This is a genomic window from Paraburkholderia dilworthii, assembly GCF_000472525.1.
In the GTDB taxonomy this organism is placed as follows: Bacteria; Pseudomonadota; Gammaproteobacteria; order Burkholderiales; family Burkholderiaceae; genus Paraburkholderia; species Paraburkholderia dilworthii.
On the sequence record NZ_AWZT01000002.1, the window covers coordinates 446908 to 463405 of the forward strand.

Below are 16498 nucleotides of genomic sequence, written 5' to 3' on the forward strand. Positions count from 1 at the left end.
GGCGAAGTCCACGCGGGCTCCAACGGCGCCCTCAGTGGGGCGGTCTTGTCGCGACTCGATTGGCCGTTGGTCTGTGCTGTAAGCAGTTTCAGCCGGACGACACCGGCAGTCCATGTCCATCAACTTCAACTTGGATGAGGTCGCCGAACACCCGCGTTTGCGGCGTTGCGCCACTGGCGGGAGCCTAAATCCGTCAGGCAAGGACACCAACTTCCATTTGGAGAGATCGGTTCTCGTGACGACGGATTGAAGGAGCCCCTCGAACAAACCATGACGGCCGTCGCGACTGTCCACAGCGAACTGGCTATTCGTCTGCGTACGCGCGTGAAGCTGGACGCTGCGTCCTGGTCGCCCGACTCGTGTACTCCGGGTACTGCCAACACCCGTGAAGCGGCCGCTATTTCTTTCAAATATGTTTGGCTAGTCCTAGGTAGTCGGCGAGGAGCCTTTGCGGCGCATTTGCACCACTGAGGCGCGACTGCCGATTTCCCAGGACGAGATCGGGCGCATTGCCGGACCGTCGAGACAGAACACCAACCGTGCGCTGCACGATCTCGAACAGACCGGGCTCGTGCGCATCCGGTACGGAGCCATCGAAGTGCTGGACCTCGAAGGGCTGCACGCGTACTCGCGCAAGGTCTAGCCCGGCATGCCCACGGCTCACATCCCCGCGCGTACTCCAGCAGCGCCGATGTCGAGCATCGAGGTGTCACTCTCCGGACATGACCAATTGGAAGCGTCGTTGATCGCGCCCGAACCGTTGTAGTGCGCCTTGCTCGGGAATGGACACAGCGGCATGGTGCGTTGCACGCTCTTGCTTGCGTCGTCGTCTGCATACTTGGAGGCGATGATGCTCTTCGGCGGCGTGCCTTTTTCGACCCAGTTCTGCAAGGCGGCCAGCGCATCGTGGTCCGTATCGAACGGAACCTGTGGACCGGCAAACCAACCTTTGGCGTTGTATTGGTTCAAGAACGCATTCGGCCCGTCGCCGCCAACGCAGTGGTTCATCCCTGGCGCGAGAAACAACCGTACATCCTTCTGGAGGTTGCCGTAGCCACCCCTCGCCGCGGCAAGAGCCCGATAGTAGCGGATCGTCGTATTCGCGTTCATCAAGGCGTCGGTCAGGCCGTGATACATGATGAGCTTGGCCCCGCGGCTGCTGAAGCTGGAGAGTGCCGCGGGATCGTCCCACAGGCCCTTTTGGAACGCCGACGTGATGCGTTGAACTGTGGTTGTCGGCATCGTGGCTTGAAAACTCGAAGCGTCGGCAGGATCGCCGAGGCCAAAGGACATGCCCAGCGATCGGGTTCCGTTGTAGTCAGAGGCTCCTGCATACACGAAATTCCGCAGGACATAGTTGCTGAAAGCCCACTCAGTAAACATCGACAAGTATGGTTCCGGCCCGAAGGGGTCCGGGCCCGTCAGGGTGACCGGCATCGAGGGGAACTCATAGAAGAAGGACTCGTTGGAAGTTAACGTCGCCGCCGCCCAGCCGGCCGCGACCGTGTTGCCGCTCGTGTCCCTGACGGCGGACAGGATGGCCGATACCGATTCCATCTGCGCCTGGGTCAGGCAACTGTCGCTGGCGCGCCCCGCCGCACATAGCGGCACCGCCGTTCGTACATTGAATGCACAGGCATTGGGATTCTGGTCGAGACCATCGTTCACGCCGTCGCTCGTGTCGCACGACGCGGCTGCCTTTGCTACAAGTTGCACTTGGGCATCACTGAGCGCGGCAGCCGGGCTGCGGAATTGAACCAACTCCCGCGTCATCCAGTTGGTGTGGGCAGCCGGTGGGTCGTACGGCGCGCCAGCGACGATGCCGTCGAAGTCATCCGGATAGTGCGTTGCCTCGACCATCGCTTCCCTGCCCCCATCAGAGCACCCGAGGAAGTATGAGTGGTCCACCTTCGCGGCGCCGTAGAGCGCGGCCGTCGCCTGCTTCCCCAGGTCAGCCAGGGAATGAACCGCGCGGTAGAGGTAATCATCCAATGCATCGGTGTCTGGCACGCCCGGCGCCTTCACTGCGAAGGTCGGATCGGCCTCGACCGACATTCCCTTTTCGGCAATCGACCGATCCACATGGCCATCGTCGGTATGCCACATGGCGTAGCCACTGTTGATGTGCGCCACCGTGGGAGGGCCGGCTTCGAAAACGCTGCCGCAATTGCCTCCGCAGCCGAATTGCAGATACTTGCCGTTCCACTTTCCTGGTGCAGGGAAGACAGCGCCAAAGTTGGCAGTCTTTCCAGACTCCTTGTTGGTGACGAAGCTCCCCGTCACCACGCAGTAGGGAGGTGCGCCGTCACCCAGCGCGTTCTCCGCCACCACCACCGTGCCGCCCTTCGTGGTTCGCATTTGTGCCGGCAGGTACGTGAGCGCGTTCGGTATGTCCTTGACTGTTGCTCCCGCAGGCATGATGCGTTGCATATAGGCTTGCGTGCACATTTCGGCGAGTGTGACCTTGGGCGCGTTTGCCAGTGCGGCGTCATTTCCGCCGCAGCCAGATACGGCAACGGCTAATGCTGCAAGTAAAGCACTCACAATAGCCGAACGTAGGCGGCTTCCTAAGCGGGTTCTCATCGTCGTCTCCGTGTATTTTTTGCTACCGTAACGAGCCGCTCATCGATGGCAATTTTTCTTTTCTCGCCGCTGAGTCGGTGACGCGTTGGCGAGAGAACTGCTACCCCAATAAGCGATAACGCTTCACTTATTTTGCGATGGCGATCGAGTGCGAGGCTCTCATGAAGCCAACTCCGGTTACATTGCGTATCCGGGCGCCAGGCTTATTCGGATTTGCCGAACACGACTGCAGTGTCAGCCTGGTTGGGACACCAATCTATGCCCGCCGACCTCAATCTGAATGAGGCCCGTAGACAGAAAGACTGCTCCCTGGGGTTAGCACGCGATCGAACCATCACCCTTGGGGATCAGGTGCGTGTCAGTGGGGGGGTTCAGAGCCGCACGCTATGCCCAGTCCGTTCGGGGCGGGCTGGTTGTGCTTGAGTGCCCTGAGACTGCAGCTCGGCTTTTGTGCGGCGCACAGTGTGAAGATGGCACTCGGATCTGCCGACCCATCGCAGCCGCGAGCACATCTGTACGCGCCAACTGCATCGCCACCACCTTCCCAGTTCTAGACGGAAGAAGTCGCCTTGCCATGGCGGTACATTCCCGGGCTGGCCCCGGTCCACTTCCTGAAGGCCCGATGAAACGCGCTGGCCTCCTGAAATCCAGTCCGCGCGGCGACTTCGGCGACCGTGAGAGAACTGCTCGAAAACAGGTCGATAGCAATGTCCCGGCGCAATTCGTCTTTTAGTTGCCGGTAGTTGGTGCCCTCGGCCAGCAGGCGGCGCTGCAGCGTGGCCGAGGACTGATTGAGCAACTGGGAAAGCGTCTCGAGGTCGGGCCAGTCGTCGGGAACCTGGTTGCGCAACCGGCGCCTGATCAGAGCAGTAGTGCTGGACTCGTTGCGGTACTTCACCAGGATGTTTGCCGGTGCGCCCTGCAGGAATGCGCGCAGGCTCGTTTCCGTCTCCGTCAGTTTGAGATCGAGGAAACTGCGATCGAACCGGATCAGGGTCTCCTCTGCGGCGAATGTGACATCCTCGCAAAACCGCATGCGATAGTCGCTGTCATCGATTGGTGCGGAAGCGCGAAATTTCATCTCGATCAGCGGAATCCGTCTGCGTGCCAACCAGCACGCAAGCCCGTGCACGAGGATGAACCACGTCCCGTAGGCAAACAGGCGGCGCGTGCGCCCATCGTCATGCAGGACGATCAATGCATGCTCGCCTTCGCAGCGTAGCTCCCCGTGAATGTCGTCGAGCACCGCATGCAGAAACTTCAACATGCGACGCAGCGCGTGCTCCAGGTTTTCAGCGTGCAGCACCGCATGACACATGAGCGCGTAACTGCCCCGGCGCAGTGGGTGGCTGTCCAGACCAAAAAACTCGTCGTCCATCAGATCGGCCAAAGCCGCCCACAACCGCGAAAACGCGAGCGCGGGCACGCGGGCTCTCGGGGCATTCAACAATTCTGCCGGGATACCGGCGTGCTGTAGTGCGACCGGCACATCCAGATTACGTTGCGTAGCGACGAGAATCGCTTCGCGCACCAGGCCGATGGAAGTCGTGCCCTTGTCTTGAGCTTCATGCATGGTCAGGTTCCGCCTACCGAGGTGCCCTGATGTTAATCGTTGCAAGGCGCAATTGAAACGTGGGACGGGGCGGAGCGCCGGCAGCCTTGAGCCAACCTGCATTGTTGACGAGATCGACGGCCTCTTCGATGTGTCCAAAAGGCTCATGCACGACGATGTCTATGGGCATGGGCGAACTCTCGCCTGCCGCTTACGATGACCAGCCAGTAGATCATCGCGAACGTATTTTGCCGGCGAAGGCCGTGCAGAAACGTGCCAGTCATGTCACATATCGCTTCGGGCACACCACGAGCTTCGGACTCGTGCCGGCACGCGTATCGCCCGGGTGTGCTGTGCGTCGGGGCCATCACTCAGGAGACAGAAATGCAGGTTGAGGATAGGGGTTTTGTCGTCACAGGCGGCGGTTCCGGGCTCGGCGCCGCCACGGCACGCCGCCTTGTCGCGGGCGGCGCCACAGTGCTGCTGGTAGACCTGGACCAGAACGCGGGTGCCGCGCTCGCGGCGGAACTCGGCTCCAATGCCCGCTTCACCAGGGCAGACGTGTGCGATGCCGCCAGCGTGGAGCATGCATTAGCCGCGTTCCGCGACACCTTTGGCGGGCTGCACGGCCTGATCCATTGCGCCGGCATTGCACCCGCCGAGAAAGTGCTTGGTCGCGAAGGCCCGCATCGGCTGGAAAGTTTCGCGCGCACCGTTCAGATCAACCTGATCGGCGCCTTCAACATGGTGCGGCTGGCCGCAGCCTGCATGACCGAGAACATGCCCGACGCCGATGGCGAGCGCGGAGTCATTATCAGCACCGCTTCAGTCGCGGCCTTCGATGGCCAGATCGGGCAAGCGGCCTACGCAGCCTCCAAGGGTGGCGTGGTGGCGATGACGCTGCCCATCACGCGCGAACTCGCGCGCCACGGCATTCGCGTGGTCGCCATCGCGCCGGGGATCATGGAGACGCCAATGCTCAAAGGCATGCCCACGGAAGTGCAGGACGCGCTGGGAAAGATGGTGCCTTTTCCCGCGCGCCTCGGACGACCCGACGAATTCGCGGAGCTCGCGCTGCACATCGTCGGAAACACCTACCTCAACGGCGAGGTGATTCGCCTTGATGGGGCCATCCGCATGGCGGCCAGATGACGCGGCGTCCTAAGCAGTCATCGTGATGCTTGTTGCCGCTTGTTGCCACTCGCAGCGGTTGACCTGAGTCGCCGGGCTCGAACGTGGTCAGCCAGATTCAGCCACACCGAAAATTTTCCTCACCCTCTTGCAAAGCCGCCTTTGAGTGGCGGATGGAGACTCGCATGCCCACCTCCAGTACTTCCAACGATCCCGTCGTCATCGTCGGTGCCGCCCGCACGCCGCTGGGTGCCTTCCAAGGCGACTTCGCCTCGCTGACGGCACCGCAGCTGGGCGCCAACGCAATCCGTACCGCTGTGCAGCGGGCCGGGCTGCAGCCGGAGGCCGTAGACGAAATACTGATGGGCTGCGTGCTGCCCGCTGGCGTGGGCCAAGCGCCCGCACGTCAAGCGGCGCTGGGCGCCGGGTTGCCGCTGTCGGCGGGCTGTGCAACAGTCAACAAGGTCTGCGGCTCCGGCATGAAGGCCGCCATGCTGGCGCACGACCTCCTGCTGGCGGGCACTCAACGGGTGATGGTGGCGGGTGGCATGGAATCCATGAGCAACGCGCCGTACCTGCTGCCCAAGGCTCGCTCGGGCCAGCGCCTCGGGCACGGTCAGGTGCTGGACCACCTGTTCTTCGATGGACTGGAGGATCACTATGGTTCGGCCTCCGACGGCCGCCTGATGGGCACCTTCGCCGATGATTGCGCGCGCCACTTTCGTTTCACGCGTGAGGAGCAGGACGCCTACGCTTTAACCTCCACGCTGCGCGCGCAGCAGGCACAACGCGACGGCCTGTTCCGGTGGGAGATTGCGCCGGTGGCCGTGCCGGGCCGCAGCGGCGCAAAACTCGTCGACAACGACGCGGCGCCGGCGAAGGCACAACTGGACAAGATCCCTACTCTCAAGCCCGCTTTCGGCAAGGACGGCACCGTCACGGCGGCCAACTCCAGTTCGATCTCCGATGGTGCAGCCGCGTTGGTGCTGATGCGCGAGTCCACCGCACACGAGCGTGGCCTGGCACCGCTGGCTGTTATCCGTGGGCACGCCACGCATTCACAGGAACCGGCCCGGTTCACTACTGCGCCCGTGGGCGCGATCCAGAAGCTGCTCGCCAAGGTGGGGTGGCAGGTCGACGATGTAGAACTGTGGGAGATCAATGAGGCATTCGCCGTGGTGGTCATGGCCGCGATGCGCGAACTGTCGCTGCCGCACGAGCGAGTGAATGTGCATGGTGGTGCCTGCGCGCTGGGTCATCCGATCGGCGCGACGGGCGCTCGCCTTATCGTGACGTTGCTGGGGGCGCTTCGCCAACGAGGTGTCCGGCGTGGCGTGGCCAGCCTTTGCATCGGCGGCGGCGAGGCCACAGCCCTGGCGATCGAGGTCGTCTGAACGACACCCTTGCTACCCGGGAATGATTCAAATAGCAGCTACTCTACGTCGTGCCATTCGGATCATGACGGCGTCACCAGGCCACTGTTTCGAGGCAACGGCAGCAAGTTGATCCAGGCGTCGGCGCTTGAAGCCCACACGGCGCTCAAATGGCTGAATGACGTCCTGGTTGCGTCGCCTTATCTCGCAGGCGACGCACTCTCCGGCCGATTTCACAGTCGTCCCCAATACATAGATACTGGCAGGAATCGGATAGCGCGAAGACGCCCGCGAGCTGGCGCTCGGGTTTCGCAGAGCGAAGTAAATCTATGGTCCGCCCCAGATCTGCGCTGACGCTGATCAGTATCCATCCTGGTCCACGCGAATGCTGGCCAGGTGGCAGGGTTTGCCATCACGCATCATGTAATAGGCCGCACGCGCCAGCTTGTGCGCAAGCGCCTTCATCGCGACTACCGGAATGCGGCTGGCCTTCTTCCGCTCATAAAAGCTTCTCGACTGAGGAGGTAACAAAGTGCCCCAGCTGCCGCTTCGATGAACGCCCGGCCGAGATATTTGTTGCCGTTCTTTGCATGAATCGCAAAGACGTCCGCCTCGGGTAAGTAGCGGCGGCTCGCGCGCGCCCTTGGAGAATGCAGTCGCACTGCTCGCGCAACGCAAAGTCAGCCGCGCCGTGCGCTGATGAGCTTTGCCCCGGGTTGGCATCCGCAGCTCAGTCTGGCCGCGCGGCGTGGTGGCCAGAACAGCTTCCCAAAGGTAGCCTTGCGGATGACGCGCTACGCGGTTGTGTACCCAGAACTGGAAACCCATCCTCAGCGCCGAGTTCGTCGAGCACAATTTCACCGATCGGGGTTCCGTTCCAGCAGTCGCGCTCGTCGGGCTTGAGCCATTTGGCATCGGCCGGACGGTCGGTCAGATACAGGAAACACATGATGCCGCCGATTAGAGCCGGCGCGCCTTCCAGCACCAGCATCCAGCGCCAGCCGCTCCAGTTCATCCAGTGCACGTTGTCCATGATCCACGTGCTCAACGGTGCGCCGATGATGTACGAAACAGGAATAGCCGCCGTGAAGAGTGCGACCGTCGTTGCGAGTTCTTTTGCGCGGAACCAGTAAGTCAGATAGACAATGATGCCCGGGAAGAAGCCCGCCTCGGCGACGCCAAGCAGAAAGCGCAGCACGTAGAGCTGCGTCGCGTTATGCACGAACGCCGAAATGATCGAGATGATGCCCCACGTCACGAGAATGCGCGCAATCCACACACGCGCCCCGTGCTTGTTAAGCATCACATTGCTTGGTACCTCGAACAGAAAGTAGCCGATGAAGAAAATGCCCGCCGCGAAACCGAACGCCTCGCTCGTCAGCGCGAGTTCGCGGTTCATCTGCAACGCCGCGTAGCCGATGTTCGCACGGTCCAGATACGAAATGATGTACAGGATGAAAACGAACGGAATGATGCGCCAGGCGATCTTGCGCACGAGCACGCGCTCGTCGATGGGCCTTGCGGCTTGTGTAGCTTGCATGTGTCTCTCCGCTGGCGGCTCGCCGCCAGGTTCCTTTGAAAACGACAAGGCGAATTGCGCCCGGTATTACGCGCGGTGTTCCGAAAACACCATGCAAACCGGACTGCCCGACTCGACGGAAAAGCCAGTTGGCTTCAGTTGCCCCGTGGCCGGATGGATGAAGAACGCGACGATGCTGTCGCTGTCCTCGTTCAGCGCGTACATGAAGCGGCCATCGGGCGTGGCCGCCATGAAGCGCGGCGTGCGTCCCTGGCTCGGCTCCGCATGCACAAACGTGAGATGCCCCGTCGTCTGGTCGATGCGGAATACGGCAATGCTGTCGTAACCGCGATTGGATGCGTACAAGAAGTGGCCCGTGCGATCGACTTCGATCTCCGAGGCGCGGCTGTTGCCCGTGAATGTGTCGGGCAGCGACGACACTATCTGCACCGGCGTCAATGCGCCGTTGGCCGGCGCATAACGATAGGTCGTCACGGTCGAATCCAGTTCGTTGACGACGTAGGCGTGAGCGCCCTTCGGATGAAACGCGAGGTGCCGCGGACCGGCCGTTTCGCGCGACACGACGAACGCCGGATCGGCGGGCGTGAGCTGTCCGTCCTTGAAACGGAATGTGAAGACACGGTCGAGCCCCTTATCCGGCACGACCACGAACTGCCCCGTCGGATCGAACGGATTGAAGTGCGGCTTCGCCTGCTTCTGCTCGACGCGATGCGGGCCGATCAGACCTTCGAGACGCACCAGTTGCGTCAGTTCCTGCAGCGAGCCATCCGCCGCGATCGGCAGCACGGCCAGACTCGGGCCGATGTGATTCGACACGACGACATAGCGGCCCGACGGATCGAGCGCAAGGTGCACCGGGTTTTTGCCTTGTGTGCTCTGCTTGTTCAGGAACGTGAGCTTGCCCGATGCCTTATCGACCTTGAACGCGCTGATATCGCTCAGATCGCCGTGCACGCTGTAGAGGTGCTCGCCGTCGCGCGCGAGCGCCAGGAACGACGGATTGACGAGATCCCTGACGAGCTGCACGAGTTCGAGGCCGCCCGTTCCCGTATCGACGCGATAGACGCTGATGCCATCGCCGCGGGCGTTTCGTTCGCGGGTGGTCCGCGATCCGACATAAGCAAACATAGATTGTCTTCCTGTGAAATCTGTGGGGTGCACCGCCTGCCCGCGGGCCAAGGCCGTCCGCGCTACGGTCCCGACCGCAGCCAGCGCCACAAGCGATGCCGCCCCTTGAACGATCTGCCGCCGGGAGCGGTTCGGGCCGTCCACATGCCCGTTACGGCCGGTTTTCTTCACGCCATGTCTCCAGATTATTTTGGCTTTTGGAGTTTGCACTAGATTGCATTTTGAACTGCATAAGTGCAAAAATACAGTCATGGAAAACACTTACTCCCCCACCGAAGGCCACCTGACGGTAGACGGCGTGCCTTATCGCTACGTGAATTTGCCGGGCCTGTTCGGCGACAAGCTGCGCGAATTGCCCGTCGTGTTGCGTCTGCTGCTGGAAAATGTCATCCGCAATATGGAGGGCGATGAGCGGCGGCAAGCCGTGCAAGGCATCCTCGCGTGGACGGCGCGCGGAACCAGCGAAGTCGAGATTGCATTCCAGCCCAACCGCGTGCTGATGCACGACACCACGAGCACGCCCGCGCTCGTCGATATCGCCGGCATGCGCGACGCGCTGGCCGAAGCTGGCGCCGATCCCGCGTCGCTCAATCCGGTCCTGCCGGTCGATTCGTCGGTCGATCATTCACTGGCCGTCGAATACTTCGCGCGAAGCGACGCGGCGCCCTTGAACCTGCAACTCGAATTGCGCCGCAACGCCGAGCGCTACCGGTTTTTGCGGTGGGCGTCGAAGGCGCTCAAGGGCGTGCGGATTCATCCGCCGGGCACGGGGATCATGCATACGATCAACCTCGAGCAGCTCGCCACCGTCGTGACGACGGTCGAGCGCGACGGCGAGCCGTGGGCGGTGCCGGACACGTTGATCGGCACGGACAGTCATACGCCGATGGTCAACGGCATCGGCGTGCTCGCCTGGGGCGTGGGGGGACTCGAAGCGCAGACCGTGATGTTCGGCATGCCGGTGATGCAGCGCATCCCCGATGTGATAGGCGTGCGGCTAACGCGCGCGTTGCGCGCAGGCGTGCTCGCGACCGATCTCGCGCTGACCATCACACAGCGGTTGCGTGCAATTGGTGTATCGGGAGAGTTTGTCGAGTATTTCGGTCCCGGCGTGGTGACGCTCACTGCGGGCGAGCGCGCCGTTGTTGCGAACATGGCGCCGGAGTACGGCGCGTCGACCGGCTTCTTTGCCGTCGATCAGCACACGCTCGACTATCTGCGCGCGACCCATCGTTCGGAACAGTCGATCCGGCTCGTCGAAGCGTTCTCGCGACAGGCCGGCGTATGGTTCGATCCGCATGCTGAGCCGCGCTATACGCGCAGCATCGACGTGGATCTGGCCAGCGTCGGAATGCACGTTGCCGGGCCGCGCCGTCCACAGGATCTGCTCGACTATTCGCAGACGTCGGCCGCGCTCGCGAAGCTCGACTTCCATCCGGCGCCGCAAGCTGATCCAGCAAGCCAGGACAATCCGCCGATGCCGAAGCACCCCGTCGCGATTGCTGCGATCACGAGTTGCACGAACACGTCCGATCCGGCGCTGCTGATCGCCGCTGGCCTGCTCGCGCGCAAGGCGCGTGCGCTCGGGTTGAAGGTGCCGTCGTGGATCAAGACATCGCTCGGGCCGGGCTCGCCCGCGGCTGCGGCGTATCTCGAACGGGCCAACCTGATCGGCGACCTGTCGGCGGTCGGCTTCGACATAGTCGGATATGGATGCACGACCTGCATCGGCAATTCGGGGCCGTTGACGGAAGCGATCCGCGCCGCCATTGCCAACAAGAGCGCGTATCCGGTCGCGATGCTTTCGGGCAACCGTAATTTCCCAGGCCGCATTCATCCGGACCTGGACCTCGGTTTCATCATGTCGCCGCCGCTCGTGATCGCGTTCGCACTCGCCGGCGACGCCGAGCGCGACCTGAGCCGCGAGCCGCTCCAGCATGCAGCCGACGGCACGCCGGTCTACCTGCGCGATGTGTGGCCGAGCCGCGAGGAAGTCGCCGAACTGGTGCGCGCAGCCGCCGATCCGCGCGACTATCCGCGCGCCTTTGCGCTCGCCAGCCAAAACGCGGCATGGCACGATCTCGATGCGCCGGACAGCGCGCAGTTCCCGTGGAATCCAGCGTCGACGGCATTGCGGCGGCCGCCGTTCGCCTCCGCGAAGTCCGCAACGCAAGGCAGCCAGCTCGGCAGGTACAGCGCTTATCCACTCCTCGTGCTCGGCGACGACGTGACCACCGATCACATCTCGCCCGCCAGCGCGATTCCGAAGGACAGCTTCGTCGCCGACTTCCTCGTCTCACGCGGCGACGATCGCGACGACCTGAACGTGTTCGCGTCGCGGCGCGGCAACTGGGAAGTGATGGTGCGCGCGGCGTTCTTCAACAGGACGCTCGTCAATCGCCTGCGCGCCGGCATGCCGGTCGCGCACACGCTGCACGTGCCGAGCGGCGAGGTGCTGCCGATTTTCGAAGCCGCTCGCCGCTATGAAGAGGACGGCGATCTGGTCGTGCTGGTCGCGGGCGAGCGCTACGGCACGGGGTCATCGCGCGATTGGGCGGCCAAGGGGCAACGGCTCCTCGGCATTCGTGCAGTGTTGGCGGTGAGCTTCGAGCGCATTCATCGATCGAATCTGATCGGCATGGGCATTTTGCCGATCAGGTTCGCGGCGGGCGTGAATCCGGACACGCTCGATCTGCGCCCGGGTGATAAGCTCGAAGTCGACGCAGCGGCCGATACGCTGTCACCTCGATGCAAGGTGCCCGTGCGTATCATGCGTGCGGACGGCAGCGCGCAAGTCATCGAGGCGACGGCGGCTGTCGAGACGCAGCTCGAATGCACGCTGTTGCGCTCGGGCGGCGTCATTCCGTTGATATTGCAGAAGAGTCTGGCGGCGCGGGAGGCTTGAGACAAAGCCTCTGCCGCGCTACGGAGAAAGTGGAAGGCAGAAGGCAAACTCACATGATCGAAAGATCCATTGCGACGCAGATCGTTGAACTCATCAAGACTGAAGGACTGGACGCGGGCGCTCATCTGCCTGCGCAGATGCTCGCGGACCGCCTGCGTGTGTCGCGCTCGCCCGTGAACGAGGCGCTCGCGCTGCTGCATGAGAAAGGAATTTTGACTCGCGAGAAGAATCGCGGTTTTTTCGTCGCGAAGCCTGTCGTCGAACCGCTTGCGGACGTGGTCGGCGAGCTGGGCCTTGCTGAAACCGATATCGTGACAAGCGTCTATTTCCACATCGCGGAAGACCGTCTGAAGGGCGAACTGCCCGCCGAGTTTTCCGAGCTTCTCATACGCAACCGCTACGGTCTGACGAGCGCGCAGCTCACGGCCGTGCTCGGACGCATTGCGCAGGAAGGCTGGGCCGAACGCAAACCGGGCTACGGCTGGCAATTTTCGTCGATGCTGACCACGCCCGACAGCCTGTTGAAGTCCTACCGTCTGCGTCTTGCACTGGAACCAGCCGCGTTGCTCGAACCCGGCTATCGGCTGGACAGGAAAGTGCTGGAACGGTGCCGCGAAGTGGAAAAGCATCTGCTCGCGGGCGGCATCGAAACGTATACGGCGGACCAGTTGCATGAGCGCGGCGTGCGCTTTCATGAATCGCTGGTGGAGGCTTCGGGCAACGGGTTTTTCATCGACACGATCAAGCGCGTCAACCGCGTGCGCCGCCTGCTGTCGTATCGCTCGATGCAGCACCGCGAGCGTTATATCGAACACGCGAAGCAGCATTTGCATCTGCTCGAACTGCTGGAGCGCGAACGCAACGAAGAGGCGTCGGAAGCGATGCGCGAGCACCTGCTGCACACGCTCGACGCGCTGTCGCGCATCAGCCAGATTCTCGAACCCTGAACCGATACCCACTGATACCGTCCGCGCAAAACGCGGTCGCAACGGGAACACCATGACCATCGATCAATCGGTTATCTCCGCATTCACGCCGACGGGCAAGCTGCGCGCGTCGATCAATCTGGGCAACCCGATTCTCGCCAACCAGGACCCGAAAACCGGCAAGCCGTTCGGCGTGTCCGTCGACCTCGCGCGCGCCTTTGCGAATAAGCTCGGCGTCGAGCTGGAACTGGTGGTCTTCGACACAGCTGGCAAATCCGTGCAGGCGGTGAGCGAGGAACGGGCGGACTTCGGCTTCTTCGCGGTCGATCCCTTGCGCGGCGAGACGATTGCCTTTACCGCGCCGTATGTGCTGATCGAAGGCTTCTATCTCGTACGCGACGAGTCGCCGGTCAGGACCAACCAGGACGTCGATCAGGCGCATAACCGCGTCGCCGTCGGTAAAGGCAGCGCATATGACCTCTTTCTCACGCGCGAGCTGAACGCCGCGCAGATCGTTCGCGCGCCCTCGTCGCCGACGGTCGTTCAGACGTTCCTCGAACAGAGTCTCGAAGTGGCGGCCGGCGTCAAGCAGCAGCTCGAAGCCGATGCGGGCGCAACCACCGGCCTGCGGCTCCTTGACGAGCGCTTCATGGTGATCCAACAGGCAATGGGCACGCCGAAGAGCCGCGGCGAAGCGGCGGCGGGCTTGCTGCGCAGCTTCCTGGAAGAGATGAAGACGTCCGGGTTCGTGGCCGACTCGCTGGCGCGGCACGGGATCGTCGGCGCGTCGGTCGCGCCGACGGCGTAGCGGCTGTCAAATTCGGTACAACCCGACTGGCATGGTACGAGGTGGGGCTGCTTTGGCTCGAGATGGAATGGACACCGCCCGACATGCAAATCAACCCGTTACGGTTCGCTCCACGCAAGGGACCTTCAGCTTTCCCGATAACGGTCGCTTGCCGGTGGCACCTTTCCGGTCGATGGCGCTATCCCCACTGTGCGATCCAGAATTTTAAAATGAGTACGCAAATTGTGACTTGCTATATCTCTGCGGCGTGGCGGCACGCAAGGTCCGCTTCGGAACTGATCAATGAGTTCGGTGGGATGGGATTGTCGTTCCGCCGAGCTGCGACTTCTATCGGACGTGATCGAACCAGAGTTCCGTCAATTTTCCTCGTATGGACGTAGTCGATGTTAAACAGCTTGTGCGTGCAATCGAACCAGTACCGAGCCTCACCTATTCTGTAAATCTCTGTTGAAGACACGATTTGCTTGTCGACATAGGTCTCGCGATTCCAGACGGTGATGCCGCCATCGCCTGTTTTATGAATCGAGTTCAAGTCGATCTCGACCTTTTCGAACAGCGTCAACGGGTACGGCGGTTTTTTCAGCGTCCCGTGACCGAGCGCGACGCTCATCTTGGCTGCGCGCGCGATGCAAAAGGCATGAGCCGACCCAGATCCGTCCCTCGCTTTTCTCCGAAGCGGCCATTCGAGACGGAGAGCTAGCGAGCGTATTGGACCGTGACCGTCGCTTTTGCCAGTTCCTGGTAGTGGGCGACAAAGCCGACCACCGCAGGCGTTGCAGTGCTATCGACGGGCAAAGCGGGGACTTTAAGCGCAGCGACCGTAATGACGTAGCGATGATTCTCGCCTTCCGGGGGACAGGGACCCAGGTACCCTGCCTTGCCGATATCGTTTTTGATCGCAATTGCGCCTTTGGGAAGTCTGCTGACCTTGCTCCCAGCGCCAAGAGTGAGAGTGTGAACGCTCGCCGGCAAATTGGCTACGACCCAGTGCCAGAATCCCGAGCCGGTAGGAGCATCGCGGTCGTACATCGTAACAAGAAAGCTTTTAGTTCCTGCCGGCTCACCAGACCAACTGATAGCCGGCGAAATATTCTCACCGTGGCACCCAAAGCTATCGGATATCTGAGCATTATTAAACTGCCCGTCTGCGAGGTCATTGCTCTGGATTATAAAGCCCCCTGCTATTGCGCTGCTCATGGGGACCAGTCCGGCAAAAAGCGTGAAGACGAATGCAACAATTTTCATCGAAGATGCCTTTCAGAATAGGTAACGACAGCCATTGACGTCTGGATTTGAAATACGATTGTTACAACGCTTACCGCGGCGAACAAGGCAATAGGCGATACTGGTATGGTCAATACCGGCATCCAATGAAGTGGCTCTTTCCGAAGAAATCGTAATTTTCCAGAACGCGCGAGGTGGAACGCGTGGTCAGAACCATCAGGCGGTGAATAAGCGCGTCTTTTGATTGCCTGTCAAATTGACCGGGGTGCAGCCTCGGATACCATGACTGTTCTCAATCTGGCCGCGACCGGCAAACGTCTCTTCATGGGCCGGGCACTGCCGATGCAAGCGATCGAAGCTATTCTCACCCGTCACCTTTGACAAAGGCGAGCCAGCTCCAGGTTACACCCATCCGCTGATTTCCTCGTTGGGTGGACTCGGTCCGGACATTTAGCACAGTCCTGAAGCTATGGGCACTTGCTAACCGAGTGGTCTCTGCTGCCGAAACGTCAAACATTCGGCGTCCTTCGGGGACTCGACCGTGACGTAAAGACATCACCACCATCGCACCTTCCCGCAGCAAGGAGCTGACGGTCGACATCGCCTGACGGCGCTCGTCTTCGTCCAGATGCATCCAAACGGCAGAGAGCATTACCAAGTCGAATTCTTTTCGTCGCGAACGTACAGACATGAGATCTGGCAGACTGTCGTCCACCCATTCAATCCGGGAAGACGAATGCAGCCCGGTTCCTGCGACGCGCAACGCGTCCACTGGTTCTACGGCCACAACTGTGTACCCCATAGCCCCTAACTCAGCTGCATCGGTTCCGATGCCGGCGCCCACGTCAAGAATGTGGGCCGGGGGCATCGGCAAGAGATGCATGACGGGCCTATGGCTGTTCCCAAATGATATGTCCTGCCATTGCTCGATGAGAGACTGAGCGTTCTCAGCGTAGCCTTCTGTCCCGCTTACGTTGGTGGACATCACCGACTCCACAGGTCGCGTTTTCGCAAAGTTCCCGATGTCGCCAATCTAGCCAGCGACGTCCAACGTCCGTTTTTGGCCCAGAGTGTGTCAAAACGCATTTTTGAAGCGCTAAAATTCTTCATCCGATAGCGGAGGATGAGCACGATGAAGCGATTCNTTCAAGGCGATAGTCGTACGCAAAGCTTTCTCCTTCCCGAAGCGCTTGATGACTACGTGACCGACACCAATCCTGTGCGCGTGGTGGATGTCTTTGTGGATGAGCTCGATCTTCAGAAGCTCGGGTTTGAAGGTGTTGAGCCAGCGCTGACCGGCCGGCCTTCGTATCATCCGGAGGTGATGC

General features: G+C 61.5%; 13 protein-coding genes and 2 pseudogenes. 7 read left to right on the forward strand and 8 right to left on the reverse strand.

Going from position 1 to position 16498, the window contains the following annotated elements:
* Positions 1 to 448 precede the first annotated feature (448 nt).
* Positions 449 to 643 carry a helix-turn-helix domain-containing protein gene (locus F759_RS0105835; protein WP_027799030.1) on the forward strand — a complete coding sequence of 65 codons (195 nt, stop codon included), beginning with the start codon at positions 449 to 451 and terminating at the stop codon, positions 641 to 643.
* Between the two features lie 17 nt (positions 644 to 660).
* On the opposite strand, the gene F759_RS0105840 is transcribed toward F759_RS0105835, so the two are convergent.
* Together F759_RS0105840 and F759_RS0105845 are read right to left on the reverse strand one after the other, a co-directional pair.
* Positions 661 to 2583, reverse strand: a complete 1923-nt coding sequence (locus F759_RS0105840) for a tannase/feruloyl esterase family alpha/beta hydrolase (RefSeq protein ID WP_084534205.1) — start codon at positions 2581 to 2583, stop codon at positions 661 to 663.
* Positions 2584 to 3133: 550 nt separating this feature from the next.
* Entirely contained in the window at positions 3134 to 4156 is a 1023-nt protein-coding gene (locus F759_RS0105845) for an AraC family transcriptional regulator (protein ID WP_027799032.1), read from the reverse strand.
* Positions 4157 to 4519: 363 nt separating this feature from the next.
* On the opposite strand from F759_RS0105845, the gene F759_RS0105850 reads away from it, so the two are divergent.
* Together F759_RS0105850 and F759_RS0105855 are read left to right on the forward strand one after the other, a co-directional pair.
* Positions 4520 to 5287, forward strand: a complete 768-nt coding sequence (locus tag F759_RS0105850; RefSeq protein WP_027799033.1) for a 3-hydroxyacyl-CoA dehydrogenase — start codon at positions 4520 to 4522, stop codon at positions 5285 to 5287.
* A gap of 164 nt (positions 5288 to 5451) precedes the next feature.
* Positions 5452 to 6660, forward strand: a complete 1209-nt coding sequence (locus F759_RS0105855; RefSeq protein ID WP_027799034.1) for an acetyl-CoA C-acyltransferase — start codon at positions 5452 to 5454, stop codon at positions 6658 to 6660.
* A 339-nt stretch (positions 6661 to 6999) separates the two neighbouring features.
* On the opposite strand, the pseudogene F759_RS45400 reads toward F759_RS0105855, so the two are convergent.
* The 3 genes and pseudogenes from F759_RS45400 to F759_RS0105870 form a co-directional block, all read right to left on the reverse strand.
* Positions 7000 to 7232 (reverse strand): annotated as a pseudogene (locus tag F759_RS45400) (hypothetical protein); the annotation flags it as partial.
* 137 nt (positions 7233 to 7369) lie between these two features.
* Complete coding sequence (locus F759_RS37290; RefSeq protein ID WP_244438787.1) at positions 7370 to 8179, reverse strand: MFS transporter; 810 nt, start codon at positions 8177 to 8179, stop codon at positions 7370 to 7372.
* 66 nt (positions 8180 to 8245) lie between these two features.
* Positions 8246 to 9307, reverse strand: coding sequence for a lactonase family protein (locus F759_RS0105870; RefSeq protein WP_036023585.1), 1062 nt, complete (start codon positions 9305 to 9307; stop codon positions 8246 to 8248).
* Positions 9308 to 9557: 250 nt separating this feature from the next.
* On the opposite strand from F759_RS0105870, the gene acnA reads away from it, so the two are divergent.
* The 3 genes from acnA to F759_RS0105885 are packed head-to-tail and all read left to right on the forward strand — an operon-like array spanning position 9558 to position 13946.
* A complete protein-coding gene (gene acnA, locus F759_RS0105875; protein ID WP_027799036.1) occupies positions 9558 to 12212 on the forward strand; it encodes an aconitate hydratase AcnA in 2655 nt (884 codons plus the stop codon).
* A gap of 53 nt (positions 12213 to 12265) precedes the next feature.
* Complete coding sequence (locus F759_RS0105880) at positions 12266 to 13159, forward strand: GntR family transcriptional regulator (RefSeq protein WP_027799037.1); 894 nt, start codon at positions 12266 to 12268, stop codon at positions 13157 to 13159.
* 52 nt (positions 13160 to 13211) lie between these two features.
* Positions 13212 to 13946 carry an ABC transporter substrate-binding protein gene (locus tag F759_RS0105885; RefSeq protein WP_027799038.1) on the forward strand — a complete coding sequence of 245 codons (735 nt, stop codon included), beginning with the start codon at positions 13212 to 13214 and terminating at the stop codon, positions 13944 to 13946.
* Between the two features lie 232 nt (positions 13947 to 14178).
* On the opposite strand, the gene F759_RS0105890 is transcribed toward F759_RS0105885, so the two are convergent.
* The 3 genes from F759_RS0105890 to F759_RS0105900 form a co-directional block, all read right to left on the reverse strand.
* Positions 14179 to 14556 carry a surface-adhesin E family protein gene (locus F759_RS0105890; RefSeq protein ID WP_027799039.1) on the reverse strand — a complete coding sequence of 126 codons (378 nt, stop codon included), beginning with the start codon at positions 14554 to 14556 and terminating at the stop codon, positions 14179 to 14181.
* A gap of 86 nt (positions 14557 to 14642) precedes the next feature.
* On the reverse strand, positions 14643 to 15191 hold the full coding sequence (locus F759_RS0105895; RefSeq protein ID WP_027799040.1) for a YbhB/YbcL family Raf kinase inhibitor-like protein: 549 nt from the start codon (positions 15189 to 15191) through the stop codon (positions 14643 to 14645).
* Positions 15192 to 15534: 343 nt separating this feature from the next.
* Positions 15535 to 16155, reverse strand: a complete 621-nt coding sequence (locus tag F759_RS0105900) for a class I SAM-dependent methyltransferase (protein ID WP_027799041.1) — start codon at positions 16153 to 16155, stop codon at positions 15535 to 15537.
* A 147-nt stretch (positions 16156 to 16302) separates the two neighbouring features.
* Here F759_RS0105900 and F759_RS0105905 point away from each other — a divergent pair.
* Positions 16303 to 16498: pseudogene (locus tag F759_RS0105905) on the forward strand (IS5/IS1182 family transposase); the annotation flags it as partial.

Bases quoted from the DNA above. Each gene is read 5' to 3' on its own strand.
- F759_RS0105840 (WP_084534205.1), bottom strand. From the start codon at position 2,583: ATGAGAACCCGCTTAGGAAGCCGCCTACGTTCGGCTATTGTGAGTGCT.
- F759_RS0105845 (WP_027799032.1), bottom strand. From the start codon at position 4,156: ATGCATGAAGCTCAAGACAAGGGCACGACTTCCATCGGCCTGGTGCGC.
- F759_RS0105850 (WP_027799033.1), top strand. From the start codon at position 4,520: ATGCAGGTTGAGGATAGGGGTTTTGTCGTCACAGGCGGCGGTTCCGGG.
- F759_RS0105855 (WP_027799034.1), top strand. From the start codon at position 5,452: ATGCCCACCTCCAGTACTTCCAACGATCCCGTCGTCATCGTCGGTGCC.
- F759_RS37290 (WP_244438787.1), bottom strand. From the start codon at position 8,179: ATGCAAGCTACACAAGCCGCAAGGCCCATCGACGAGCGCGTGCTCGTG.
- F759_RS0105870 (WP_036023585.1), bottom strand. From the start codon at position 9,307: ATGTTTGCTTATGTCGGATCGCGGACCACCCGCGAACGAAACGCCCGC.
- acnA (WP_027799036.1), top strand. From the start codon at position 9,558: ATGGAAAACACTTACTCCCCCACCGAAGGCCACCTGACGGTAGACGGC.
- F759_RS0105880 (WP_027799037.1), top strand. From the start codon at position 12,266: ATGATCGAAAGATCCATTGCGACGCAGATCGTTGAACTCATCAAGACT.
- F759_RS0105885 (WP_027799038.1), top strand. From the start codon at position 13,212: ATGACCATCGATCAATCGGTTATCTCCGCATTCACGCCGACGGGCAAG.
- F759_RS0105890 (WP_027799039.1), bottom strand. From the start codon at position 14,556: ATGAGCGTCGCGCTCGGTCACGGGACGCTGAAAAAACCGCCGTACCCG.
- F759_RS0105895 (WP_027799040.1), bottom strand. From the start codon at position 15,191: ATGAAAATTGTTGCATTCGTCTTCACGCTTTTTGCCGGACTGGTCCCC.
- F759_RS0105900 (WP_027799041.1), bottom strand. From the start codon at position 16,155: ATGTCCACCAACGTAAGCGGGACAGAAGGCTACGCTGAGAACGCTCAG.